Source organism: Thioclava sp. GXIMD4215 (genome assembly GCF_045291555.1).
Taxonomy (GTDB): Bacteria; Pseudomonadota; Alphaproteobacteria; order Rhodobacterales; family Rhodobacteraceae; genus Thioclava; species Thioclava litoralis.
In genome coordinates, this window is sequence record NZ_CP149515.1 from 2,394,420 (window position 1) to 2,418,011 (window position 23,592).

Genomic DNA, 23,592 nt, shown 5'->3' on the forward strand with positions numbered 1-23,592 from the left:
CAGACCTGCGCGGGTCATGAAAAAGGCAGGAGCGTGCCCCTGCCTTGTTCCGGATAGCTTAAGCCTGGTTCAGGCCAGTTTGGCAAGGCCGCGATCAACGGCGTCGATGATCCGGTCGATCTTGGGCTGGTCCACGATCAGCGCGGGGCTGAAGCAGAGCGTGTTGTTGAAGCCCTTGAACGACCGCGCCGTGGCGCCGATCAGCACGCCATCCGCATCCGCCGAGGCCACAACCGATTGCACCAGTTTCTCGGCCAGCGGCTCCTTGGTGGCGCGGTCGGCCACCAGTTCGGCGCCGCAGAACAGGCCCTTGCCGCGCACATCGCCGATGACTTTGTGCTTTTCCTTCAGCTCTTGCAGGCGGCTCATCATATAGTCGCCCATCGCTTTGGTATTGGCCAGAAGGCCCTCATCCTCGATGATGCGCATGTTCTCCAGCGCTGCAGCAGGGCCCGCCGTGCAGCCGCCGAAGGTCGAGATATCGCGGAAATAGCTCATTTCGTCATCGGGGTCGGTGCGGAATTTCTCGAAGACCTCATCGGTGGTCAGCATGCAGGCGATGGCGGCATAGCCCGAGGCCACGCCTTTGGCGCAGGTCACGAAATCGGGTTTGATGCCGTAGTTCTGATAGCCGAACCACTCGCCGGTGCGGCCCATGCCACAGACGACCTCGTCGATATGCAGCAGGATGTCGTATTTCTTGCAGATCTCCTGCACGCGCTCCCAATAGCCCTTGGGCGGCACGATGACACCACCGCCCGCGGTGACGGGCTCAAGGCAGAGCGCGCCCACGGTATCGGGGCCTTCGCGCAGGATGACCTCTTCGATGGCATCCGCCGCGCGTTCACCGTAGTTCTCAACGTCCCATTGCGCACGGTATTCAAGGCAATGCGGCACGGGGATGAATCCCTCGGGGAAGGGGCCATATTGGTCGGCACGCTGGTGCTGGCCACAGGCGGCCAGTGCCGCCAGCGAGGACCCGTGATAGTCGCGCTCGCGGTAGAGGATTTTCCACTTCTTGCCGCCGTGATGCTTATGCGCGATCTGGCGGACCATCTTCCATGCTTTCTCATTGGCCTCGGTGCCGGAGTTCACATAGTAGAGACGGGTCAGGCCCGGGGTCTTTTCCGTCAGGCGTTCCGCGAATTGCGCACCGGGGATCGACCCGACCGAACCCGCGAAATAGTTGATCTTGATAAGCTGGTCGCGCACCGCATTGGCGATGCTTTCGCGGCCATAGCCCACATTCACCGTCCAGACGCCGCCCGAAACCGAATCCAGATATTCGCGCCCGTTCTGGTCCCAGACCGACATGCCCTTGCCCTCGACGATGATGCGCGGGTCATGGGTGCGCAGCTTCGCGTGTTGGAACAGGTGGTGGAAGACATGGGCCTTATCAGCATCGACAGTGGCCTGAATGTCATTAAGTGCGTGACCGTCCATCGGGGCCATCCTTTTCTTGAAACTCCGCTTCACCCAATCGCTTTCGGGCTGGCGCTGATAGGGCCAGATGGGTGCAAGCGATGGTGCCAGATTGGCGGGTATGTTATAGCAGGGCCAAGGCATTCTGCATTTGGCAGGGCGGTTGCGGGAATTTTAGGCGGAGACCTATGGCAGAGCAGGCGAAATCAACCCTTGGTCTGACGCTGGACAGGTCCAGCCCCGACCCGTTGCAGCGCCAGTTGCGGCAGGGGATCATCACCGCCATCGAACAGGGGCGGCTGCGTCCGGCGCAGAAGATGCCCGGCTCGCGCAGCCTGGCGCAATCGCTGGGGGTGGCGCGCAATACGGTGACGCTGGCCTATGACGAGCTGGTCGCGCGCGGCTATCTGGAGGCCCAGCCCAAGCGCGGGGTCTATGTGGCGGTGCGCGCGCAGCCCATGCCCGAGACGGCGGCGGAGGGGGCGATCCATTGGGCCAGCCGGCTGCGGGCGCGGCCCTCGGCCTTCGAGCAGATCCGCAAGATGACCAATTGGGCCGATTACCCCTATCCCTTCATCTACGGGCAGGTGGACCCGACGCTCTTTCCCATTCAGGCGTGGCGGGCCTGTTCGCGCGATATGATGGGGCGGTCGGCGCTGGATTGGTGGTCGGCGGATCGCGCGGTGGAAGATGACCCGATGCTGATCGAACAGATCCGCACCCGCATTCTGCCTGCGCGGGGGATCTTTGCCCGCCCCGAAGAGATCCTGATTACCCTGGGCGCGCAGGAGGGGCTGTATCTGGCGGCCCGTCTTCTGGCGGGCGAGGGCGCACGTGTCGGGCTGGAGCGTCCGGGCTATCCCGATGCGCGCTTCATCTTTGGCCTGACAGGGGCCGAGCCGGTGGATCTGGGCGTGGATGCGGAAGGGGCGACACCTGTGTCCGGCCTTGATCTGGCGGTGCTGACACCCGCCTCGCATTGCCCGACGATGACGGTGATGTCGCCCGCCCGCCGCGCCGACTGGCTGGACCGTGCAAGCGATGAGGATTTCCTGATCCTTGAAGATGATTACGAGGGCGAACTGGCCCTAGCCCGAGGCCCCGCTTTGAAGTCGCAGGATCGGGCGGGGCGGGTGATTTACCTTGGCACCATGTCGAAGATCCTCGCGCCGGGGGTGCGGCTTGGGTTTATGGTGGCACCCGAGGGCTTTGTGCATGAGGCGCGTTGGATGCGCAGGCTGCTGCACCGCTCGGCGCCGCTGAACAATCAGCGCACGGCGGCGATCTTTCTGGCCGAGGGGCATTATCTGGCGTTGATGCGGCGGCTGCGCGAGGCCCATGCCGAACGCTGGTATCAGGTGATCGACCGCCTCCCCCAAGACCTCGCGGGGTTTCGCGCGCCCGATCCCTGTCATGGCGGGTCGAGCCTCTGGCTAAAGCTGCCCGAAGGCATGGATAATGCAGCGCTATTGCAGGGCGCGCTGGCCCGTGGCGTAGCTTTCGAGCTGGGCGATCCTTTCACCGGAGCCGAAGGCGCGGGGCGTTACATCCGGCTGGGGCTCAGCTGCATCCGGACCGAGGCGGTGCGCCCCGGTCTGACGCTTTTGGGGCAGGTGGCCGAGGCGCTTTAGTCGCAATCGGCGCGCGTGCCACGGGCCTCTTCCAGCGCGACGGCCGCCGCAATCAGCCCCGCATGGGAAAAGGCCTGCGGGAAATTGCCCAAGTGGTCGCCGCTTGCGGGGTCGATCTCTTCAGGCATCAGCCCCAGATCATTCGCCGTGGCCAGAAGGCCGGAAATCTGCGCCTCGGCCTCAGTGATGCGGCCCGCGCGGGTCAGGTAATCTGCCGCCCAGAAACCACAGGCCATGAAGTGCCCCTCATTGCCCGCAATGCCGTCCACCCCTTCCTGATAGCGGCGGAAATGCGGCCCCTGAGACAGCTCGCGCTTCAGGGTCTGATAGGTGGCCACCATCTTCGGGTCGTCCGGCGCGACGATCCCGATGCGGGGCAGCAGCAGAACCGAGGCATCCAGCCAGTCGCGCCCGATAGCGCCGGTGAAGGCACCGACCTCCTCGCTCCATGCCCGCGACAGAACATAATCTCGGATGCGGGCATGTTCGCTGCGGTAGGCCTCGGGGTCATCCTTCACGGCGCCCAATTCGATCAGATCAAGCCAGGCATCCAGCGCCTGCCAGCACATCGCCTTGGAATAGGTGTGATGCTGGCGCGACCCCGGAATTTCCCACAGGCCGTTATCGGGCAGGGTCCAATCCAGCATGGCCGCCTGCGCATAGCCCTGCAGGCGGGTCTGTTCCTCCTCGGACAGGGTGCCGCCATGACGCACATACATGCGCGCGCAATCCAGCACGGCCCCATAGCCGTCCAGTTGGAGCTGACCCTGTGCGTCATTGCCGATGATCAGCGGCGCCGAGCCGCGATAGCCCTCAAGCGCTGTCAGTGTGCGCGTGCCCGGATCATGTTCCTTGCCGATGGAATAGAACACCCCCAGACGCGGAGCGGATTGGCGCGCGGCCTGCATCAGCCAGCGGAAGAAATTCTGGGCACAGTCAGGCAGGTTCAGCGCGAAAAACGCATGCAGCACAAAAGTGGCATCCCTGATCCAGCAGAAGCGGTAGTCGTAATTGCGCACCCCGCCGATGGTCTCGGGCAGGCCCGCCGTGGGGGCGGCCAGCAGCGCGCCCGAGTTGTTGTAGTGCAAAAGATGCAGGGTCACCGCGCTGCGCATGATCGCCTTGCGGAAAGGGCCTTCGGGTTTGCAGCCCGTGTTGATCTTTTTCCAATAGGCCAAGGTGCGGTCGAGTTCACGCCGAGGCGTGCCAGCATCCACAGGGCGGGCATCGGGGCTGGCGCTGGTCAGCAGGGCAAAACGGGTCTCGCCCGCCTGAAGCGTGCAGGATCCGCCCAAAGCGCCGGGGGCAACAGGGGACAGATCCACATCGGACACAAAGCGCAGCCCGTCATGGCCGAATTCCATCCGCCAGCTGCCATCCTCATCCTGCCGGAGGTCGGGCAGGGTCGCGCCCCAGTCCAGCATCGGGTTGATCAGCACGGCCAGTTCCGGCGCACCTTCCAACGCTTCGACAATGCGCAGCACCTGCCTGTCGCCGCCGATCGAGCCATCTGCGCGTTCGCCCATCGGCATCAGGTCGGTGACCTGCAAGACCCCCTGCGGCGTGTGATGGGTGGTGCGCAAAACGGCGCTGTCCCCGATATAGTCGCGGGTGATTTCCCCCTGCACAGTGGGGCCCACGAAAAACCGCCCGCCGCGCCGCGCATCCAGCATGCCGGTGAAGACCGCATCGCCATCGAAATCCGGCAGGCAGAGGAATTCGATCGCCCCGTCGCGTGCGACAATCGCCGCGGTCAGCGTGTCTCCGATCAGGGCGAAATCGCGGATCGGCGGATAGGCGTTTTTGCGCTGGGGCAGGTCGGCCAGAGCGGTGTCGGCAGGGGTGTGCAACAGCGGACGGGTGATGCGGCCCTCCATCTTATGCCCCCTGACCAAGGTTGATCGACAGCCCGCCATCAATGGCAAAGCTCTGGCCCGTCACATATTCCGCATCCGTCGAGGCCAGATAGACCGCCATTTTCGCCACCTCCCACGGCTGGCCCGCGCGGCCCCACGGGATATGGCTCTCCATCTCCTTGCGCAATTCGGGATCGTCGATGGCTTCTTGGTTGATCGGCGTCAGGATCATGCCGGGAAGGATGTTATTGGCGGTGATCCTATGCGGCGCGAGTTCCAGCGCCAGCGTGCGGGTCAGCATCCGCAGCCCGCCCTTGGACGCATCATAGGCCGAGGTGCCCCCGCGCGGGACGTTCTCATGCACCGAAGACACGGTGACAATGCGCCCACCGCCGCCCGCTGCCTTACGCATACGGGTGAAGGCCGCCGAAGCCATAGCGGGGCCGGTCAGATTGACGGCGATCACCTTGGACCAATCCTCGGGGTCCATCTGGTCCAGATCGGCGGGGGCGGGGTCCATCCCGCCGTTATTCACCAGAATATCCGCCGCTCCGAACCGGTCCTGCGTCTTGGCAAAAAGCGCCTCGATGTCGTCAAGCTTGGACAGATCGCATTTCACGATCTCCACCAGACTGCCGTGGGCGGCCACATGATCGGCGGTCTTCTTGGCGCCCGCTTCATCCGAGCGGTAGGTGATCACCAGATCCGCCCCCTCCTGCGCGTAGGTCTCGGCAATGGCCGCCCCGATCCCCGACGAGCCGCCGGTAACAATGGCGATTTTGCCTTTCAGGCGGTTGGCGGCTTTGGTCGGTTGCGGCGTTACAGGAGACATCGGATATCCTTTCCTCAGGGGGTGTCTCCCTAACGGGCAGACCCTTTGGAAGTTTCCTTCACTTCGTCGTTTTTGCCGGATGCAGGGCCGCGCGCGCTGGGCTATCATGGCCTCATGCTGAAGCTTGACGACCGTGACCTTGCCATTCTGACAACGCTTGCCCGCGAGGGCCGCATCACCAAAGCGGCGCTGGCCGAGCGTATCAATCTTTCGCCCACGCCCGCTTGGGAGCGGCTGCGCAAGCTTGAGGCTGCGGGGCTGGTCGAGGGCTATGGCGCGCGGATCGCGCTGAAAAAACTGGGCCCGCATGTGACGGTCTTTGTGGCCGCCGAGCTGGCCGATCATAAGGCCGCGACCTTCCGCATTTTCGAGGATGCCGTGCAGCCGATCCCCGAGATCGTGAATGTCTGGGCTTTGGGTGGCGGGTTTGACTACCTCATGCAGATCGTCACCCGCGACATCGACAGCTACCAGCGGCTGATAGACACGCTGCTGGAGGGGCGCATCGGGATTGCGCGCTATTTCACCTATATCGTGACCAAGCCGGTAAAACAGGGGCTGCCGCCCTTTGATCTGCTGGCAGGCCATCTGGACTAAGATCGCTTGCAGGGCAGTCCGCTTGGGCTGCGGATGGGCGATCTTCGGTCTCGCAGGCGGGTTAGATCGGGCAGACTGGACGGGAAAGGAGACCCGCCCATGCTGGATGCTGCTATTTCCGAGCGAGCCGCCCTGAAAGACCGCCGCCTGCTGCGAAGCTTTGCCTATGTGGATGGCAAATGGCAGGCGGGCGATGCGCGCGCCTTTGCCGTGACCGACCCGAGTGACGGAGCGGAATTGGGCCATGTCGCCAGCCTCTCGGGCGCGCAGGCCGTGGCAGCCGTTGAGGCGGCCGATCGTGCCTTTGGCGCGTGGTCTGTAACCCTGCCACAAGAGCGCGCGGCGATCCTTCGCCGCTGGTTCGACCTGATTACCGAGGCAAAAGAAGACCTTGCCCGTATCATGGTGGCCGAACAGGGCAAGCCGATATCGGAGGCGCGTGGCGAGATCGACTATGCCGCGAGTTTCGTCGAATTCTACGCCGAGGAAGCCAAGCGCCCCAATGTGGAAAGCGTGACCTCGCATCTGCCCGATGCCGAGATGGAACTCTGGCTGGAGCCTGTTGGCGTGGCGGCGCTGATCACCCCGTGGAACTTCCCCTCGGCCATGCTGACGCGCAAGGCGGCGGCAGCCTTGGCGGCGGGCTGTACCGTGGTGGCGCACCCTTCGGCCGAGACGCCCTATTCCGCGCTGGCCTTGGCGGAACTGGCCGAGCGGGCGGGCGTTCCGGCGGGCGTGTTCAATGTGGTCACGGGCCATGCGCCCGATATCGTCACCCCTTGGTGCGAAGACCCTCGCGTGCGGGCGCTGTCGTTCACCGGCTCCACCGCGATTGGCAAGCTGCTTTACGCGCAATCGGCCCAGACGGTGAAACGGCTGGTGCTGGAACTGGGCGGCCATGCGCCGGTGATCATCTTCAAGGGCGCCGATCTGGACCGCGCTGTCGCCGAGACGCTCAAGGCCAAATTCGCCACCTCGGGGCAGGATTGTCTGGCCGCCAACCGCATCTATGTCGAGCGCCCGATTTATGATGCCTTCTGCACGAAATTTACCGAGGCCGTGCAGGCGCTGACCATCGGGCGCGGGATCGACGACCCCGATATCGGCCCGCTGATGAATGAAGGCGCGATTGCCAAACAGGTCGAGCATCTGGACGACGCTTTGGCCAAAGGCGCGAAACTGGCCACCGGCGGCACGCATGAGGGGCTGTTCTTCCAGCCGACCGTGCTGACCGATGTGCCCGATGACGCCAAGATCATGCGCGAGGAAACCTTCGGCCCCATCGCGCCGATCACGCCCTTTGATACCGAAGACGAGGTGATTGCCCGTGCGAATGCGGGCGATTACGGGCTGATGGCCTATATCCACAGCCGCGACCCCAAGCGCATCTACCGCATGAGCCGCGCGCTGCAATTCGGCATGGTGGCGGTGAACCGGACCAAGGTCACCGGCGCGCCCATCCCCTTTGGCGGTATGAAGCAATCCGGCCTTGGCCGCGAGGGCGCGCGCATGGGGATGCAGGAATTCATGGAAATCAAATACCTCTGCCGTGACTGGGGTATCTAAGTGATGACGAAAGGAGGCATTATGCTGACCAATGACCAACTCGCCCGCTGGGACCGCGAGAACTTCTTCCACCCCTCGACCCATCTGGCACAGCATGCCCGTGGCGAGACCCCGACCCGCGTGATCCGCACCGCCAAGGGGGTCTATATCGAGGACCGCGATGGCCGCCAGATGCTGGATGCTTTTGCGGGGCTTTACTGCGTGAATGTGGGCTATGGCCGCCCCGAGATTGCCGATGCGATTGCCGATCAGGCGCGCGAGCTGGCCTATTACCACGCCTATGTGGGCCATGGGACCGAGGCCTCGATCACGCTGGCGCAGATGGTCATGGAACGCGCGCCCAAGGGCATGTCCAAGGTCTATTTCGGGCTGTCCGGCTCGGATGCGAATGAAACCAACATCAAGCTGATCTGGTATTACAACAACATCCTGAACCGCCCCGAGAAGAAAAAGATCATCTCGCGCTGGCGCGGCTATCACGGCTCGGGGGTGATGACGGGGTCTCTAACGGGGCTGTCGGGTTTCCACAATAAATTCGACCTGCCGCGGGCGCCGATCCTGCATACCGAGGCCCCCTATTACTTCCGCCGCCCCGAGGGGATCGAGACCGAGGAAGCCTTCACCGCCCATTGTGTGGCCGAACTGGAGGCGCTGATCGAGCGCGAGGGCGCCGATACCATCGCCGCCTTCATCGGCGAGCCGGTTCTGGGCACAGGAGGCATCGTGCCGCCGCCCGCAGGTTACTGGGAAGGGGTCCAGAAGGTGCTGGTCAAGCATGACATCCTTCTGGTGGCCGATGAGGTCGTCACGGGGTTCGGGCGGCTGGGCACGATGTTCGGCTCGGATCACTACGGGATGAAACCCGACCTGATCACCATCGCCAAAGGGCTGACTTCGGCTTATGCGCCGCTGTCGGGGTCCATTGTGGGGGAGAAGATGTGGAAGGTGCTCGAACAGGGCACCGATGAAAACGGCCCGATCGGTCATGGCTGGACCTATTCGGCCCACCCCATCGGGGCTGCGGCAGGGGTGGCCAACCTTAAGCTGATTGACAGCCTCGGGCTGGTGGAAAACGCAGGCACTACAGGGGCCTATCTGAACAAGGCGATGAAAGAGGCCTTGGGCGATCATGCCAATGTCGGTGATATCCGGGGCGAGGGCATGCTTTGCGCGGTCGAATTCGTCGAAGACCGCGACAGCCGCCGCTTCTTTGACGCGAGTGCCAAGATCGGCCCGCAGATCGCCACGGCGCTGGCCGCAGAAGGGGTGATCGGGCGCGCCATGCCACAAGGCGATATCCTTGGCTTCGCGCCGCCTCTCTGCCTCAGCGAGGCCGAGGCCGATATCATTGTCGCGGCGATGAAAAAGGCGGTCACACAGGTGCTGGGCTAAGCCCGAAGGGGCCGTAGGTCCCTTCGGGCCGAGCGGGGCGGGGTCTCGATGGCCCCGCCCCGCTCGGTCTGCTCGAAACATATCCGCGAGTGTGAATCCCGCTCGGGGCCGCGCGTTTGTCCTAAAATCGCCGTATTGACCCGCTTTGACGATCTGCGGGCACGGTTTGCGGGGAAATGGCGATGATCCGGCATATGATATCACTCTGTTTTCTGGCCATGCTTCTCCCTGTCGCGCTATCGGCCCAGACCACTCTGCGGGCCCAGACCCCCTTGCGGGTCCTGACCACGGGGGATGCCGGTCGGGGCTGGGAGGCGGTCGGGCGGCTCGATTTTGCGGATGGCGGGTTCTGCACCGCCAGTCTTGTGGCGCCCGATCTGGTTCTGACAGCGGCGCATTGTCTCTTTGATCCCCGTAGCGGGGGCAAGGTCGATATCACCACGGCCCGCTTCCGGATGGGATTGCGCGAAGACCGTGCCTTGGTCGAACGCCAGATCAGGGCGGGGTTTCCCCATCCGCAATATCGCTATCAGGGACCGCAGGCCTTTGACCGCGTGACCTATGATATGGCTCTGCTGCAACTGGATAGGCCCGTGCGGATCTCGCCGGTCATGCCGTTCGATCTGGGGGAGGTGCCCCGCAAGGGCGATCCGCTGCGGGTGGTCTCCTATGCCGAGGGGCGCGAGGCGCTGCCCTCCCTGCAGGCGCGCTGCTATGTGATCCAGAAAAACGAGGGGCGGATGATCACGGATTGTGATGTCGATCATGGGGCCTCCGGTGCGCCGGTCTTCGTCATGAAACATGGCAGGCCGCAGATCGTGGGGGTGGTCTCGGCCAAGGCGCGGCTTGAGGGGCAGCCGGTTGCGGTGGTGGCCGATGCCAGCCTGATGCGCCATATGCTGACCGATCTGCGCCAGCCGGGCGGGCAGCGGGCGAAGATGGTGGGGGGCGCGAAGTTCCTCTCGGTGCCGCCATCCGTTTCGCCTTAGGCTTCCGCACCAATGCGGGCTGTGGCCGAGTGGCAAAAATCTGAAATCCTTCGGGGCAGGAAGGCTTGAAACGGCGTTTGGCCCTTCCCAGATTGAGTGTGTCGGGATGCCGCAACAGGGTCCCGCACCCATTTCATCGCCCATGCCCGGACGGGGTGGGCAACCATCGCTCTGAGAGGATGATACCCATGCGTAGCTTTGATCTTTCGCCGCTTTACCGTGCCACTGTCGGTTTTGACCGGATGGCCGACCTGATGGATAGCGTGATGTCGAAAGACGTCTCCCAAACCAGCTATCCCCCCTATAATATCGAAAAAACCGCCGAGAATGCCTATCGCATTACCATCGCTGTCGCGGGGTTCGCCGCAGACGAGCTGACCGTCGAGATGCGCGACGGGGCGCTGATCGTCTCGGGCCGCAAATCCGAGGAAGCCGGACAGAAGACCTATCTGCATCGCGGTATCGCCACCCGCGCTTTCGAGCGTCGTTTCGGGCTGGCCGATCATGTCCGTGTGACCGGTGCCAGCAATGAGGATGGCATGCTGCATATCGATCTGGTGCATGAGGTTCCCGAGGCTCTCAAGCCCCGCCGGATCGAGATTGCCAATACCGGTGCGGGCCGTGTCGCGCGCGATATGCGCGATGTGATCGACAATGCGCAATAAGCCATCTGTGTGACGAAGCCGGAGGCGCGGGACATCCCGCGCCTTTTTCTATGCCGTTTCCTATACCTTAGCCTGCTATACCTTAGCCTGTGTCGGCTGTTCTCAGGGCCGTTCAGGGACGGGGCGCGCGGCGTTCGACGGCCACGGTTTTCAGGATCGCATGACATTCCGTGTCGGGCCGCAGATCCAGAGCCTGCCGCGAGCGCGCGGTGATCTTGGCCAGCAGCGTCTCTTCGCCACAGCGGATCTGGACCCAGAACCGGTCTTCGGCCTTTGATGTCGGGGTGATTTTCTGCACCTGTCCCGACAGGATATTCAACGCCGAGAGCCCCTCGGGGCGTTGGCGCGACAGGATGACATCACTGGCCTGAATGCGCAGCCGCAGCGTCTGGCCCACGGGATGCGGCTCGGTCAGAAAAAGCGTGCCCCCCGCGCCCTGCACGCGGGTCATGCCATCGGGGTCCTGTCCGGCAACCTGCACATGGATCACCGCGCCCGCCCCGTCCTGCCCGAATAGCGGGGCCAGATCCGGCTCGGCCAGCAGGGTCTGCAGCGGTCCCGAAGCGCGGGTTCTGCCGGCCTCGATCACCACCAGCGTATCGGCCAGCCGCGCGATCTCGGACACGGAATGGCTGACATAGACAATCGGCAGGCCGGTATCGCGCAGATTCTCCAGAAAGGGCAGGATCTCGGCACGGCGGGGGGCATCAAGCGCCGCCAGCGGTTCGTCCATCAGCAGGATCTGCGGTTTGGACAGCAGGGCGCGACCGATCGAGATGCGGGCTTTTTCGCCGCCCGAGAGCGCTGCGACCCTGCGCCCGAGCAAGGGCGCGATGCCCAGCATTCCGATCACCTGATCGAAATCTGGCCCCTGTGCGTCTTTGGGGGCGCGCCTGCGGCCATAGTCCAGATTGCCCCTGACACCCAGATGGGGAAACAGGCGCGGTTCTTGAAAGACATAACCGATGCGGCGTTTATGGAGGGGCAGATTGGTGCGGGTGGCGCTGTCAAACAGCACCGTTCCGCCCAATGTGATGCGTCCGGCAGCGGGGCGCAGAAGCCCCGAGATCGCGTTGACGATTGTGGATTTGCCCGCTCCTGAGGGTCCGAACAGCGCGGTGACGCCGGTGGGGGCGGTGAACTCGGCCGATAGGTCAAGCTGTCCGGCGCGGTGCTTCAGGCAGACCTTGAGCATCCTATGCCCCCCTGATCCGTTTGGCGATCATCCGCGAGACGGATTCCGACACCAGCATGGCCGTGACCGCAATCGCGATGGAAATCCCCGCAAGCTTGGCCACCGAGGCCTCGGCACCGGGCACCTGCAGCAGGGCATAGATCGCTGAAGGCAGTGTCTGGGTCCGCCCCGGAATGTTGGAGACAAAGGTGATGGTGGCCCCGAATTCGCCCATCGCCTTGGCAAAGGCGAGGATCATCCCCGCGATGATCCCCGGCGCGATCAGTGGCAGCGTGATGCTGAAGAACATGCCCAATGGGCGCGCGCCAAGGGTGCGGGCGGCCTGTTCAAGGCCGGGATCGACGGCTTCGATGGCCAGCCATATCGCCCGCACCATCAGCGGAAAGCCCATGATGGCGGCAGCCAATGCGGCGCCTGTCCATTGGAAGGCAAAGACCAGCCCGATCGCGCGGTCAAGGAAGGCGCCCAAGGGGCCGTTGCGCCCGAAGAGCAGCAGCAGGATATAGCCGGTGACCACAGGCGGCAGGATCAGCGGCAGATGCACCAGCGCATTCAGCCCCCAGACAAGCGGCCCGCGCCCCCGCGCCAGCACCAGCGCGACCGCAATCGCCACCGGCAGCGCGCAAAGCACCGCCACCAGCGAGACTTTCAGCGACAGCGCGATGGCGGCCCATTCTTCGGGGCTGAGCATGGGCATCTGCTCAGGGCCTTACCGTGAAGCCCTGTGCTGCAAATATCTTTTTGGCAGCGGGCGTGGTCAGATAGGCCAGAAAGGCTTTGGCCCCCGCCGCATCGGCGCCGGTATTCAGCAGCGCCACCGGATAGGTGATCGCATCATGGCTGTCTTCGGGGAAGGTGGCGGCAATATGCACATGCGGTTCGGCATGGGCATCGGTGGCATAGACGATGCCATAGGGGCTTTCCCCCGTGGCCACCAAGGCCAGAGCCGCGCGCACGTTATCGGCCTGTGCGACATGTGCGGAAAGCTGGTCCCACAGCCCCAGATGGGTCAGCGCCTGCTTTCCATAGACCCCCGCCGGTACGCTATCGACAAGTGCCATAGCCAGAAAACCGTCTTGACCCAAGGCTTTGGGCAAGTCTGCGGGGGCGGTCTGCACATCGTCATGGGCCACCAGAACCAGCGCGTTGCCCAGCAGGTCGTGGCGGGTGCCTGCAATGGTCGCGCCGGATGTCTCGACCTCGTCCATCCAGTCGGTCGAGGCCGAGATGAACATATCGGCTGGCGCTCCGGCCTCGATCTGGCGGGCCAGCTTCGACGAGCCCGCATAGGAGATGGTCACCGGATCATGCGTTTCGCCCCAGTCCTGCGCGATCTCGTCCAGCGCGGTTTTCATCGAGGCGGCGGCAAAGATGACGGGGTCCGCTGCGGCGGCAAGCGGGCTCATCAGGACGGTGGTTAGGGCAAGAAGGGGCAGGGCGCGCATGCGGGGATCTCCGATATGTTTCTCTGAACATAACCCTTTTCGGCTTCCCGTCCATAGGCTTCAGTCGCGGGGGCCGGTCAGGGCCTCGAGCGCGGCAATGTCGTCGTTGCAGCTTTCGCGGAACCGTTCCAGCAGTTGGCGATACAGCCGCAGCACTTCGGTGCCGGTTTCGGTCAGATGCGCGCCGCCGCCCCTTGTTCCGCCGCGCGCCGAGGACACGACCGGTGCGCAAAAGCCTGCATTCATCTCTTCCACCAAGGCCCATGCGCGGCGATAGCTCATGCCCATGCGGCGTCCGGCGGCGGAAATGGAGCCTTCTTCGGCAATGGCCTGCAAAAGATCGGCCTTGCCGGGCCCCATCATGATCGGGTCCCAGTAAAGGCGCAGGGCGATACGGTTTAGCGGCATGCGAATGTCCTGACAGGGCATGGAAACAGCCCCGATCATCCTGCCCGCCCGCCCCGAAGGCAAGCCGCGCCGCGCCATTTTCTCGAAAGACAAGGCGGGCAAGGCAGGGTATGAAAGGGGTATGGATAAAGAGATTGATGTTATTGCCCCGAACCTCAAGCGTCGCCTGTCCGGCGTGACCGCGACGATTGTTCGGCTTGTGCCCCTGCAGGCGCGCAAGATCGGTATTGTGACCACCGGGCCGGGTTTGCCCGAAACCGTGCCGCATGTCGCCCTATGGCGCGTGCCGTTTCTGAAGCGTCGCCGCCGTGTCTGGCATGCGCGGCGCAATGTGGAAATGGCTCTGGGGCTGGCGCTGAAATATCTGTGTTTCATGGATCTGAAGCTGCTATTCACCTCGGCCAGCCAGCGGCAGCATACGGGCTATACGAAATGGCTGATCGGGCAGATGGACGCGGTGGTGGCGACCTCGGCGCGCACGGCGGAATACCTGAGCGTGCCCAATCATGTGATCCATCATGGCATCGATATCTCGGGGTTCGACAGAGCGCAGGACCGTAGCGCCTTGCGCGCATCGATGAATCTGCCGCGCGGGGTGCTGATCGGCTGTTACGGGCGGGTCCGCCATCAGAAGGGCACCGATGCTTTTGTGGAGGCGATGATCGCGCTGCTGCCCTCGCGCCCCAATGTCTCGGCGCTGGTGATGGGCCGCGCAACCGAAGGGCATTCGGAATTTCTGGCGGGGCTGAAGCGTAAAGTGGGGCAGGCGGGGCTGGAGCATCGCATCCTGTTCATGCCCGAGGTCTCGGTCGATCGCATGGCCGACTGGTATCGGGTGCTTGATCTTTATGTTGCGCCGCAGCGTTGGGAGGGCTTCGGCCTGACGCCCATCGAGGCAATGGCCTGCCATGTGCCGGTGGTGGCGACCCGCGTGGGCGCCTTCGAGGAGATCGTGACGCCGGAAAGCGGCAAGCTGGTCGATCCGGGCGATATAGAGGGCATGAGCGCGGCGGTGGCGGGCTATCTGGATGATCCGCAATCGATGGCCGCGGCAGGGCGTGCGGCGCGGCGCAATGTCGAGGCGCGCTTCCAGATCGATGCCGAAGCCGATGCGCTGATCGCTGTCTATCGCGATCTGTTGGCATGACGCGGGCGGGGTTCTATCTGGCGCGGCTTTTGCGGCAGGAGGCACCTCTGGCCGCGATGTCGGTGGCTCAGGCGGATCTGCTGGCGGGGCTTGCGGGCAAATCGGTGGCGCTGGTGGGCAATGCGCGGTCGCTGGCGGAAACGCGGCACGGGGCCGAGATCGATGCGCAGGATGTGGTGGTGCGGATCAACCGTGCCCCGATGCCGTCGGTGGCAAGCCACGGCACCCGCACGGACTGGCTGGCCCTTGCGACGCGGCTCGGGGCGCAGGACCGTGCCCGCATCGGGGCGGGGCGGTATCTGTGGATGAGTCACAAACGCAAACGGCTGGATTGGCAAACGGCCACAAGCCACGGTTTCTATCTGCACCCTCTGGCCGATTATGCGGATCTGCAAAGCCGGCTTGGCGCGCAGCCCACCACGGGGGCGATGATGATCGACCTTCTCTTGCGCTCGGATCTGCGGCAGTTGACGCTATACGGCTTTGATTTCTTTGCCTCTTTGTCGCTTTCGGGCAGCCGCAGCGCCAAAGATGTGCCGCATGATTTCACCTCCGAGGCCGATTTCGTCGCAGGGCTGATGGCGCAAGATAACCGCCTTATTCGCCGCTAATTTCGCGAAAACCCTTTAAATATACGGCCATTCGGGCTATGTCGCACCTCGTCCGAAGTACAAGGAGGGCCTAAATTGGGCTATAAAGTCGTCGTTGCTGGCGCCACGGGTAATGTGGGCCGCGAAATGCTGAATATTCTCGCCGAGCGCGAGTTCCCTGCCGATGAGGTTGTTGCTCTGGCGTCGCGCCGGAGCCTTGGTACTGAGGTCAGCTATGGCGACAAGACACTCAAGTGCAAGGACATCGAAGGGTTCGACTTCTCGGGCTATGACATTGCGCTCTTCGCCATCGGCTCGGATGCGACCAAGCAATACGCGCCGATCGCGGCGAAAGCGGGTTGCGTTGTCATCGATAACTCCTCGCTCTACCGCTACGATCCGGAGATTCCGCTGGTCGTGCCGGAAGTGAACCCCGAGGCGGTTGATGGCTACATCAAGAAGAACATCATCGCGAACCCCAACTGCTCGACCGCGCAGATGGTTGTGGCGCTCAAGCCGCTGCATGACCGTGCGAAGATCAAGCGCGTTGTCGTGTCGACCTACCAGTCGGTGTCCGGCTCGGGCAAGGAAGGGATCGATGAGCTGTGGGACCAGACCAAGGGCCTTTACGTCCCCGGTCAGGAAAAAGAGCCGAAGAAATTCACCAAGCAGATCGCTTTCAACGTGATTCCCCATATCGACGTCTTCATGGAAGACGGCTCGACCAAGGAAGAATGGAAGATGGTGGCCGAGACCAAGAAAATCGTCGATCCGGCGATCAAGGTCACCGCGACCTGTGTGCGCGTGCCGGTCTTTGTGGGTCACTCGGAAGCGATCAACCTCGAGTTCGAAGAGTTCCTTGATGAGGACGAAGCCCGCGATATCCTGCGTGAAGCCCCCGGTATTCTGGTGGTCGATAAGCGCGAGGATGGCGGCTATGTCACCCCCGTGGAATGCGTGGGCGATTACGCGACCTTCATCTCGCGCATCCGTCAGGACAGCACCATCGAGAATGGTCTGAACCTGTGGTGCGTGTCGGATAACCTGCGCAAGGGCGCGGCGCTGAATGCCGTGCAGATTGCCGAAACGCTTGGGAAGCGCTGCCTGAAAAAAGGCTAAGCGCCAGACTTGACTGATGTCGAAACGCCCGGAGAGTTCTCCGGGCGTTTTGCATTGACGCAATCGTCATTGGCGGAGGCGGGGGATTATGCGGGCGGGGGCTTGTCAGCCTCTGTCCGACCGATCACCTTCGTGAATAGTCGGGGAGGAGAATGTGATGCGTTTGATAATGGCCGGACTGGTCGTGGCATTGCCGCAAACGGTATGGGCAGAGGATCTTTTGCAGGCGCAGATACGTCGTGTTACGCTGTATCCGCAAGGGGCCGAGGTGACGCGGCAGGTGCAGGTTCCGGATGGGGCGGTCACGGTGCGGGTTGCGGGACTGCCTGCCAGCCTTGATCTTGACCGGCTTCGGATCGCGGGTGAGGGCGTCAGCCTTTCGGGCGTGCGGCTTGTCTCGGGGCAGGGGGCGGGCGACAGCCCTGTCGTGCAGGCGGCGCGCGCCAAGCTTGCGCAAATGACCGAGGATCTGGCGCAGAAAGAGGATGCGGTCGCGCTTTTGCGGGCCAAAGCCGAGGCGGCGCTGGATCGGGTGGTCTATCTGCGTGGCATCGGGGCGGCGCAGGCCACGCCCGAGCAGGCGCTTGCGATTGGCGATGAGGTCGAAGCGCGTGCTCTGGCGGCGCGTCAGACCGCCTTGCATGCGCAAGCGGAGGCGCGCCGTGCCGAGGCGGCACTGGCCCCTGACCGACGCGCGTTGCAGCGCGCGCAGGATGATCTGGCGCAACTTTTGGCCAAAGCGGAGAATGGCCAGTGGCTGGAGGCCACGGCCAGCGGGCATGGGGTGCTGACGCTGACGAGCTTTGCCGATGATGCGGGCTGGTCGCCGGTGTATGACATGCGTCTGGATCGCGGCGCCAAGCGGATTGATCTTACACGGCTGGTGTCGGTGCATCAGTCGAGCGGCGAGGACTGGCACAATGTCGATCTGACCCTGTCAACCGCGCGCCCGAATGACCGCATGGATCCGTCCGAGCTATGGCCGCTTTTGCGCAGCGTCGGGCCGGACCGTCCGGTTCTGCGAACGATGGGGGCGGAATATGCCGCAGCCGAGGTCGAGGCGGCACCGATGCGGAAGGCGGATCTGCTAGCACCGCAAATGGAGGGGGTGTCGCTTGTCTATCATCTGCCGCAGAAGGTGGATATGCGCGACAAGGCCGAGGCGCTGCGTCTGAAGATGGATGATCTGTCCTTGAAGGCCGCAAGCTGGGCGGAGGCCGTGCCTTCGCGCGATCCAACCGCCTATCTGGTGGCCGAGGCGACCAATAGCGGGTCCGAGCCGATTCTGCCCGGTCCGGTGATGCTTTATGCCGATGGGCGTCTGGTCGGTCAGGGTGCCCTCCCGCTGACGATGCCGGGCCAGACGGTCACCCAGGGGTTCGGAGCGATTGACGGGCTTGTGCTGACCCGCAAGCAGACCCGCCAATCTGGAGATCGCGGAGTGATCGCGCGCCGGAATGAACAGGTGGAGACCGTGCGGATGACCGTCGAGAACCAGACCGACCAGTCATGGCCCCTGCGGGTGGTGGATCAGGTGCCTTATTCGGAACAGGATGATCTGAAGATCAGCTGGAATGCCTCGCCCGAGGTCAGCCAGACCGATCTTGACGACAAGACCGGTCTTCTGGGATGGCGGTTTGACCTGCCCGCGCAGGCCAGCCGCGATATCACGCTTACGACGCGATTGGAGTGGCCCGCAGATCAGGTTCTGCACTGAACCTGACCGCCTGCGCCGCGCGGCGGGACCGGAACATCGCATTGCTGAAAGCGGCGTCCAGCTCGTCTTCGGTGGGGGCGGTCGAAACGGCGACCAGCTTCGGGCGGTCCGGTTCCGGGCGCGGTTTGCGGCGCAGCGAATGGAAGACGGGCTGGGGCTGCACGAGGGGCTCGATCTCTGCCGTTTCCGTGGCAGCTTGCGGTGCGGTTTGCAGCATCGGAGCCGGAACCGGTTCGGGCGCCGCTTCGACGGCAGCTTCGGGGCGCAGGCCGGGGAAGGGAGAATGGTAGCGGCGGGTCAGTGCGCCCAGATTCTGGCCGATATCATGCAGGCTGCAGAGGAAATCCTGCGACGGGAAGTCATGCAGGCAGACCTGCTCTTCACCGTTATGGCGCAGCACGAACCCGAGACCGCGCAGCTGGGCCTGAAGATCCAGCCAGCCATCGGCCAGCTCGAAACATTCCGCCAGTGCCACATGCTTGCGCAGGCGTTCGGCGACGGTGCTGCCCCCCTGAGACAGGGAAGCCAGAAGAGCGCCGCGGATCAGGTCCGCGGGGGACTTTGCTTGCGCGCGTGCCGTGCGTTCGATCAGGTGGATCATGTCTGCCGGCAGGCGGAGGGTGACGAGGTGTGATGCAATCTGGGTCATGTCGCCAGATTGCATCCCTGTCCTTAATCGCGAGTTAAGCGAACTTGGTCTTTTTTATTAAAACCGCCTCAGACGGCTTCAAACCCATTCTTGTTGGGGTTGTACTGGCGCAGATCACCGCTGCCGATGTCGTGCCACAGCCCGTGCAGCGTCATCTGACCCGATTCGACAGCCGCCGTGACAAAGGGGAAGGTCATCAGGTTTTCAAGGCTGACCATAACGGCCTCTTGTTCAAGCGCCGTGATTCGCTCTTCTTCCGGCAGATCCTTGACGCGTTCGAAGCCGGGACGCAGCAGGTTGAGCCAGGTGCCCACGAACGAGGTCTTGTCTTCCAGTTCGGGCGCATGGCCGGTGCACATCGCGTTGCACCCTGCCACGCCACCGCAATTCGAGTGGCCGAGCACGATCAGATGCGACACTTTCAGCGCCTGTACGGCATATTCCAGTGCGGCGGAGGTGCCGTGATGTTCGCCATCGGGCTCATAGGGCGGCACGAGGTTCGCGATATTACGGTGAATGAAGAACTCGCCCGAGTCGGCACCGAAGATCGAGGTGACATGCACACGCGAATCGCAGCACGAGATCACCATCGCACGCGGGCGCTGGCCCTCATCGGCGAGCTTTTTGTACCATACGGAATTTTCCGAATAGGTGGTTGCTTTCCAGCCGTGGAAGCGTTGCACCAAAGTCGGCGGCAACAGTTTTACACGTTCCCTCATGATCATCCCCTATAATGATTTCCCCTTACTTAGACCCGATACAAGGGGAGTTCGAGAGATTTTCCGGGGGTTAGGCAGAGTTTTTCCTAATTATGAAAGCTTTTCTTGAGACCTTTCCTGCATGGTGAATGTCGACCGTGGGGGTCATGGGGGGGCAGGCTATACCTGCCAAAATGGGGTCCTTGAAAGCCATACGTGTTCTGTATGGTCAGTATGATGTGACCCGACGCAATGCGGAGGGTGCCAGTTTGGCAAATGTTACGAAATTGCGCTGCAATGAAACGGTGCGGATTGAACAGGCCCGGATCGTCGCGCTTTATGCCCAGTTGGGGCAGCAGGCAGCCGAACGGCTGATGGCCAGCGCAATCGAGGATCTGGCGATGCATATGGTTGCCATCGATGCCGCCGTGCAGAAAAACCAGCTCGGGGCGTTTGACGACGCCGTGACCTCGCTTATTCCGTTGGCGCGTCAGGTGGGAATGACCAAGCTGGAGCAGGTGACGCGGGATCTGCGGGACTGTATGCGGGCGCAGGATCTGGTGGCCTCGCGCGCTGTTTTGGCACGGTTGATGCGGATCGGGGACCGCTCGCTGAGCGAGGTTTGGGATCTGGAGGATATGAGCATCTAGGCGGGGGGCACCGCAGATCATGGTGCAAAGCCGCGTGAGAACGCGGCTGACGCTCCGGCGTGCTCTTGCAGGTGGCGCAGAGCAGGTTAGGCTGAGGCAAATGTCCAACCGATCCGGAAGCTTCTGATGTCTTTGCCTGTCCTGCCCGACCGTCCTGCCATGCGTTTCGCGCAAAGCGACGCACCGTTGCCGCTTTATATTACCGAAGGGGGGCTGCCGGCCGCGCTGACGGAGGCGCAGGTGGCATGGGCCAAGGCGCAAGGCTTTACCGGCGCTCTGGGGCAGATCTGTGTGCTTCCCGATGCCGAGGGGGGGCTGTCTGCGGCGCTTTTCGGCTGGGGCAGCGCGGCCAGCCGGGCGCGCGGGCGGTTCCATCTGGCGCGTGCGGCCACGGCCCTGCCCGAAGGCGTTTGGTCCTTGCAGGGCGATCTGTCGGGTGCCGCATCTGAAGAGGCGGCGCTTGGCTGGTTGCTGGCGGGCTATGCCTATGAGCGTTATGCCAAAGCTGCCGCGCCCAAGGCCCGCCTGCATTGTCCCGCAGGGCTGGATGCGGCGCGCCTTGAAGCGATAGCTGCAGGTGAAGCCCTGACCCGCGATCTGATCAATACGCCAGCCAATGATATGGGGCCGGAAGAGCTGGAGCGTGCGATCAAGGATCTGGCCGACCAGCACGGGGCCGAACTGAACTCGATCATCGGCGAGAAGCTGGTCGATAAAGGATTTCCGCTGATTTACACGGTGGGGCAGGCCAGCCCGCGGGCACCGCGACTGGTCGAGATGCGCTGGGGCAGCGAGGGGCCGGAACTGACGCTGGTGGGGAAGGGCGTGTGTTTCGATACGGGTGGTCTCAACCTCAAACCCGGCAGCTCGATGGGGCTGATGAAAAAGGATATGGGCGGGGCGGCCACGGTGCTGGGCCTTGCGCATATGATCATGGCCCTGAAACTGCCGCTGCGGCTGCGCGTTCTGGTGCCTGCGGTGGAAAATGCGGTGTCGGGCAATGCGTTCCGTCCGCAAGATGTCTATACCTCCCGCAAGGGGCTGACGGTCGAGATCAACAACACCGATGCCGAGGGCCGTCTGGTGCTGGCCGATGCGCTGGCCTATGCCGATGAGGAAAGCCCCGATCTGGTGCTTTGCATGGCCACCCTGACCGGTGCCGCCCGCGTGGCCTTGGGGCCGGACGTGCCGCCATTCTATACCGATGACGAGGATCTTGCCGCCGCGCTGGCAGATGGGGCCGCGCAGGTTGCCGACCCGCTATGGCGGATGCCGTTCTGGTGCCCCTATGAGGACAAGATCGAACCCGGCATCGCCGATCTGGACAATGCGCCGGCAGGGGGGATGGCAGGCTCGATTACAGCGGCATTGTTCCTGCGCCGCTTCGTTACCGAAACCGAGGGCTTTGTCCATTTCGACATCTATGGCTGGCAACCTTCGGCGGCTCCGGCGCGACCGAAAGGGGGTGTGGGGCAGGGCGCGCGGGCCATTCTTGCGGCCTTGCCCGCCATGCTGGGGCTGCCCGCATGACGCCTGCCGGATGTGATCCCCTGCACGGGTTGGACAGGCGGTTGACCCCCTATTCCGGCTCGGTGGCACTGGTTGCCCTCAAGGGGAAAGTGGCCGCGATCAGCTTTACCGAGGGCCGGCCTGCGCGGGTCGCTGTGCCAGTGGTGGATCTATGTGACGCCCCCGCCGGAGCACGTGACCGGCAGCTTGTCTTCGGGGCGGGCGTGACCGTGATCGACGAACGCGCGGGATGGGCCTTCGTTCAGGCCGCAGCCGACCACTATTGCGGCTGGGTGCCTCTGACCGCTTTGGGGCAGGGCGGGGATGTCACCCATGTGGTCTGTGCCCCTGCCACCCATATCTATCGCGAGGCCTCCATCAAGCGCGGCGAGGTCATGGCCCTGCCGATCGGCGCAGGGCTTTGCGCGATACGGGAAGAGGGCGGCTTTGTCGTGACAGCGGAAGGCTTCGTGCCGCGCCAGCATCTGCGCGCGGTGACCTCCCCCGAGGCCGATCCTGTGGCCGTGGCCGAACGTCTGCTGGGGGCTCCCTATCTCTGGGGGGGGAACGGCTATGACGGGATCGACTGTTCGGGGCTCGTGCAGCTGTCTTACGGGCTTTGCGGTATCGCCTGTCCGGCCGATAGTGACCAGCAGTGGCACGGTTTCGGGCAGGTGCTTCCGGAAGAGGTTCCGGTTATCCGCGGGGATCTGTTCTTCTGGAAGGGGCATGTGGCGATGGCGGTCGATGACACGTGCCTGATCCATGCCAATGGCCACCATATGGCGGTCCGTTACGAACCGATCCGCGAAACGATGGAGCGCATCGCCGCCTCCGGCGAGGGGATCTATCTGGGCCGCAAGCGCAGGCTCTAATCGATCGGGCGGATCAGCTTGCGCTCCAGAACCTGTAGCACCTGTGCAAGGTCATGTCCGCGTTTGAGGATCCGCCCGTCCATGCCGATCACCGAATACATCCCCTGCCGGTTGCGCAGGGCGGGGCGCTTTTCGATGCGGTAGATCGGGTATTCTGCCGCCCGGCGGAAGACCGAGAAAATCGCCACATCCCTGAGAAAGCTCATGCCGTAATCACGCCATTCACCAGCTGCGACCATGCGGCCATAGACCGAGAGGATGACCGAAAGCTCGTGGCGGTCGAAGGCGATTTGTGGTGTGCCTCCGGAAAGAGGTGGCATATTTTGCACTGTCATGGAGCCAGCCTGCCACCGCTTTGCGTTTCGCGCAATCTTTTCCAAGGGGCCGTAGCACGGCGCGGGTGCCATTATGAGCGGAAAGTGAATGCGGTTAATCAATTCTTGGTTTAGCCAGATTCCGGTCTTGAAATGACCTTTTTGCCCCCTCGAAGGTGCCGCGATCCGCTGTCAGGAAAGAGAGAGCGAAAGCAAACGCTCTGTTCCGGTGCCGCAGTTAACAGCCCCCACCCAGTATGCGGCACCGGAACAGTCTTTCCCCCTCTTTGCGATCCGTGCCTTTCGGGCCGAACTGCACAGGCCAG

23 protein-coding genes are annotated in these 23,592 nt (G+C 63.4%); 13 read left to right on the forward strand and 10 right to left on the reverse strand.

Going from position 1 to position 23,592, the window contains the following annotated elements; all coding sequences use genetic code 11:
• Positions 1–69: 69 nt before the first annotated feature.
• Positions 70–1,443, reverse strand: coding sequence for an aspartate aminotransferase family protein (locus tag WDB86_RS11935; protein WP_406721323.1), 1,374 nt, complete (start codon positions 1,441–1,443; stop codon positions 70–72).
• A 167-nt stretch (positions 1,444–1,610) separates the two neighbouring features.
• Here WDB86_RS11935 and WDB86_RS11940 point away from each other — a divergent pair, with 167 nt between their 5' ends.
• A complete protein-coding gene (locus WDB86_RS11940; RefSeq protein ID WP_406736006.1) occupies positions 1,611–3,053 on the forward strand; it encodes a PLP-dependent aminotransferase family protein in 1,443 nt (480 codons plus the stop codon).
• On the opposite strand, the gene WDB86_RS11945 is transcribed toward WDB86_RS11940, so the two are convergent.
• Both WDB86_RS11945 and WDB86_RS11950 read right to left on the reverse strand, forming a co-directional pair.
• Entirely contained in the window at positions 3,050–4,930 is a 1,881-nt protein-coding gene (locus WDB86_RS11945) for a glycoside hydrolase family 15 protein (protein WP_406736007.1), read from the reverse strand. The two genes, WDB86_RS11940 and WDB86_RS11945, sit on opposite strands and share 4 nt — an antisense overlap.
• A 1-nt stretch (position 4,931) precedes the next feature.
• Positions 4,932–5,741, reverse strand: coding sequence for an SDR family NAD(P)-dependent oxidoreductase (locus WDB86_RS11950; RefSeq protein WP_406736008.1), 810 nt, complete (start codon positions 5,739–5,741; stop codon positions 4,932–4,934).
• 117 nt (positions 5,742–5,858) lie between these two features.
• Here WDB86_RS11950 and WDB86_RS11955 point away from each other — a divergent pair, with 117 nt between their 5' ends.
• From WDB86_RS11955 to WDB86_RS11975, 5 genes are all read left to right on the forward strand, one after another.
• Positions 5,859–6,338, forward strand: coding sequence for an Lrp/AsnC family transcriptional regulator (locus tag WDB86_RS11955; protein ID WP_339109443.1), 480 nt, complete (start codon positions 5,859–5,861; stop codon positions 6,336–6,338).
• A gap of 99 nt (positions 6,339–6,437) precedes the next feature.
• Positions 6,438–7,904 carry an NAD-dependent succinate-semialdehyde dehydrogenase gene (locus WDB86_RS11960; RefSeq protein ID WP_406736009.1) on the forward strand — a complete coding sequence of 489 codons (1,467 nt, stop codon included), beginning with the start codon at positions 6,438–6,440 and terminating at the stop codon, positions 7,902–7,904.
• Positions 7,905–7,925: 21 nt separating this feature from the next.
• On the forward strand, positions 7,926–9,296 hold the full coding sequence (locus WDB86_RS11965; RefSeq protein ID WP_406736010.1) for an aspartate aminotransferase family protein: 1,371 nt from the start codon (positions 7,926–7,928) through the stop codon (positions 9,294–9,296).
• 182 nt (positions 9,297–9,478) lie between these two features.
• Complete coding sequence (locus WDB86_RS11970) at positions 9,479–10,285, forward strand: trypsin-like serine peptidase (protein ID WP_406736011.1); 807 nt, start codon at positions 9,479–9,481, stop codon at positions 10,283–10,285.
• A 188-nt stretch (positions 10,286–10,473) separates the two neighbouring features.
• Positions 10,474–10,950 (forward strand): Hsp20 family protein, encoded by a 477-nt coding sequence (locus tag WDB86_RS11975; RefSeq protein WP_406736012.1) that lies wholly within the window; start codon positions 10,474–10,476, stop codon positions 10,948–10,950.
• A 112-nt stretch (positions 10,951–11,062) separates the two neighbouring features.
• On the opposite strand, the gene modC is transcribed toward WDB86_RS11975, so the two are convergent.
• From modC to WDB86_RS11995, 4 genes are read right to left on the reverse strand one after another with little or no spacing between them, the layout of a single operon-like run.
• Entirely contained in the window at positions 11,063–12,145 is a 1,083-nt protein-coding gene (modC, locus tag WDB86_RS11980) for a molybdenum ABC transporter ATP-binding protein (protein ID WP_406736013.1), read from the reverse strand.
• Between the two features lies 1 nt (position 12,146).
• Positions 12,147–12,842, reverse strand: a complete 696-nt coding sequence (modB, locus tag WDB86_RS11985; protein WP_406736014.1) for a molybdate ABC transporter permease subunit — start codon at positions 12,840–12,842, stop codon at positions 12,147–12,149.
• A 4-nt stretch (positions 12,843–12,846) separates the two neighbouring features.
• Entirely contained in the window at positions 12,847–13,590 is a 744-nt protein-coding gene (gene modA, locus WDB86_RS11990; RefSeq protein ID WP_406736015.1) for a molybdate ABC transporter substrate-binding protein, read from the reverse strand.
• Between the two features lie 60 nt (positions 13,591–13,650).
• Positions 13,651–13,998, reverse strand: a complete 348-nt coding sequence (locus tag WDB86_RS11995) for a winged helix-turn-helix domain-containing protein (RefSeq protein WP_406721314.1) — start codon at positions 13,996–13,998, stop codon at positions 13,651–13,653.
• Positions 13,999–14,119: 121 nt separating this feature from the next.
• Here WDB86_RS11995 and WDB86_RS12000 point away from each other — a divergent pair, with 121 nt between their 5' ends.
• The 4 genes from WDB86_RS12000 to WDB86_RS12015 all read left to right on the forward strand — a co-directional run bounded on the left by WDB86_RS12000 (position 14,120) and on the right by WDB86_RS12015 (position 18,571).
• Entirely contained in the window at positions 14,120–15,145 is a 1,026-nt protein-coding gene (locus tag WDB86_RS12000) for a glycosyltransferase family 4 protein (RefSeq protein ID WP_339109442.1), read from the forward strand.
• A complete protein-coding gene (locus tag WDB86_RS12005; RefSeq protein ID WP_406736016.1) occupies positions 15,142–15,756 on the forward strand; it encodes a glycosyltransferase family 29 protein in 615 nt (204 codons plus the stop codon). Before WDB86_RS12000 ends, WDB86_RS12005 begins: the two co-directional genes overlap by 4 nt.
• 75 nt (positions 15,757–15,831) lie before the next feature.
• Positions 15,832–16,854 (forward strand): aspartate-semialdehyde dehydrogenase, encoded by a 1,023-nt coding sequence (locus tag WDB86_RS12010; RefSeq protein WP_406736017.1) that lies wholly within the window; start codon positions 15,832–15,834, stop codon positions 16,852–16,854.
• Positions 16,855–17,011: 157 nt separating this feature from the next.
• Positions 17,012–18,571 (forward strand): DUF4139 domain-containing protein, encoded by a 1,560-nt coding sequence (locus WDB86_RS12015; protein ID WP_406736018.1) that lies wholly within the window; start codon positions 17,012–17,014, stop codon positions 18,569–18,571.
• On the opposite strand, the gene WDB86_RS12020 is transcribed toward WDB86_RS12015, so the two are convergent.
• The gene (locus WDB86_RS12020) at positions 18,528–19,220 is read right to left on the reverse strand and encodes a hypothetical protein (protein ID WP_406736019.1); all 693 of its coding nucleotides are present in this window, start codon (positions 19,218–19,220) and stop codon (positions 18,528–18,530) included. The genes WDB86_RS12015 and WDB86_RS12020 overlap by 44 nt on opposite strands.
• Before the next feature lie 68 nt (positions 19,221–19,288).
• On the reverse strand, positions 19,289–19,939 hold the full coding sequence (locus WDB86_RS12025) for a carbonic anhydrase (protein WP_339108268.1): 651 nt from the start codon (positions 19,937–19,939) through the stop codon (positions 19,289–19,291).
• Positions 19,940–20,187: 248 nt separating this feature from the next.
• Between WDB86_RS12025 and WDB86_RS12030 the strand changes: the two genes are divergently transcribed.
• From WDB86_RS12030 to WDB86_RS12040, 3 genes are all read left to right on the forward strand, one after another.
• Complete coding sequence (locus WDB86_RS12030) at positions 20,188–20,568, forward strand: hypothetical protein (protein WP_339108267.1); 381 nt, start codon at positions 20,188–20,190, stop codon at positions 20,566–20,568.
• A 126-nt stretch (positions 20,569–20,694) separates the two neighbouring features.
• On the forward strand, positions 20,695–22,098 hold the full coding sequence (locus WDB86_RS12035) for a leucyl aminopeptidase family protein (RefSeq protein WP_406736020.1): 1,404 nt from the start codon (positions 20,695–20,697) through the stop codon (positions 22,096–22,098).
• Positions 22,095–22,952: an NlpC/P60 family protein gene (locus tag WDB86_RS12040; protein WP_406736021.1), complete on the forward strand. Its 858-nt coding sequence runs from the start codon at positions 22,095–22,097 to the stop codon at positions 22,950–22,952. Before WDB86_RS12035 ends, WDB86_RS12040 begins: the two co-directional genes overlap by 4 nt.
• Here the strand turns inward: WDB86_RS12040 and WDB86_RS12045 are convergent.
• On the reverse strand, positions 22,949–23,287 hold the full coding sequence (locus WDB86_RS12045) for a DUF2794 domain-containing protein (RefSeq protein WP_339108264.1): 339 nt from the start codon (positions 23,285–23,287) through the stop codon (positions 22,949–22,951). The two genes, WDB86_RS12040 and WDB86_RS12045, sit on opposite strands and share 4 nt — an antisense overlap.
• Positions 23,288–23,592: the final 305 nt, after the last annotated feature.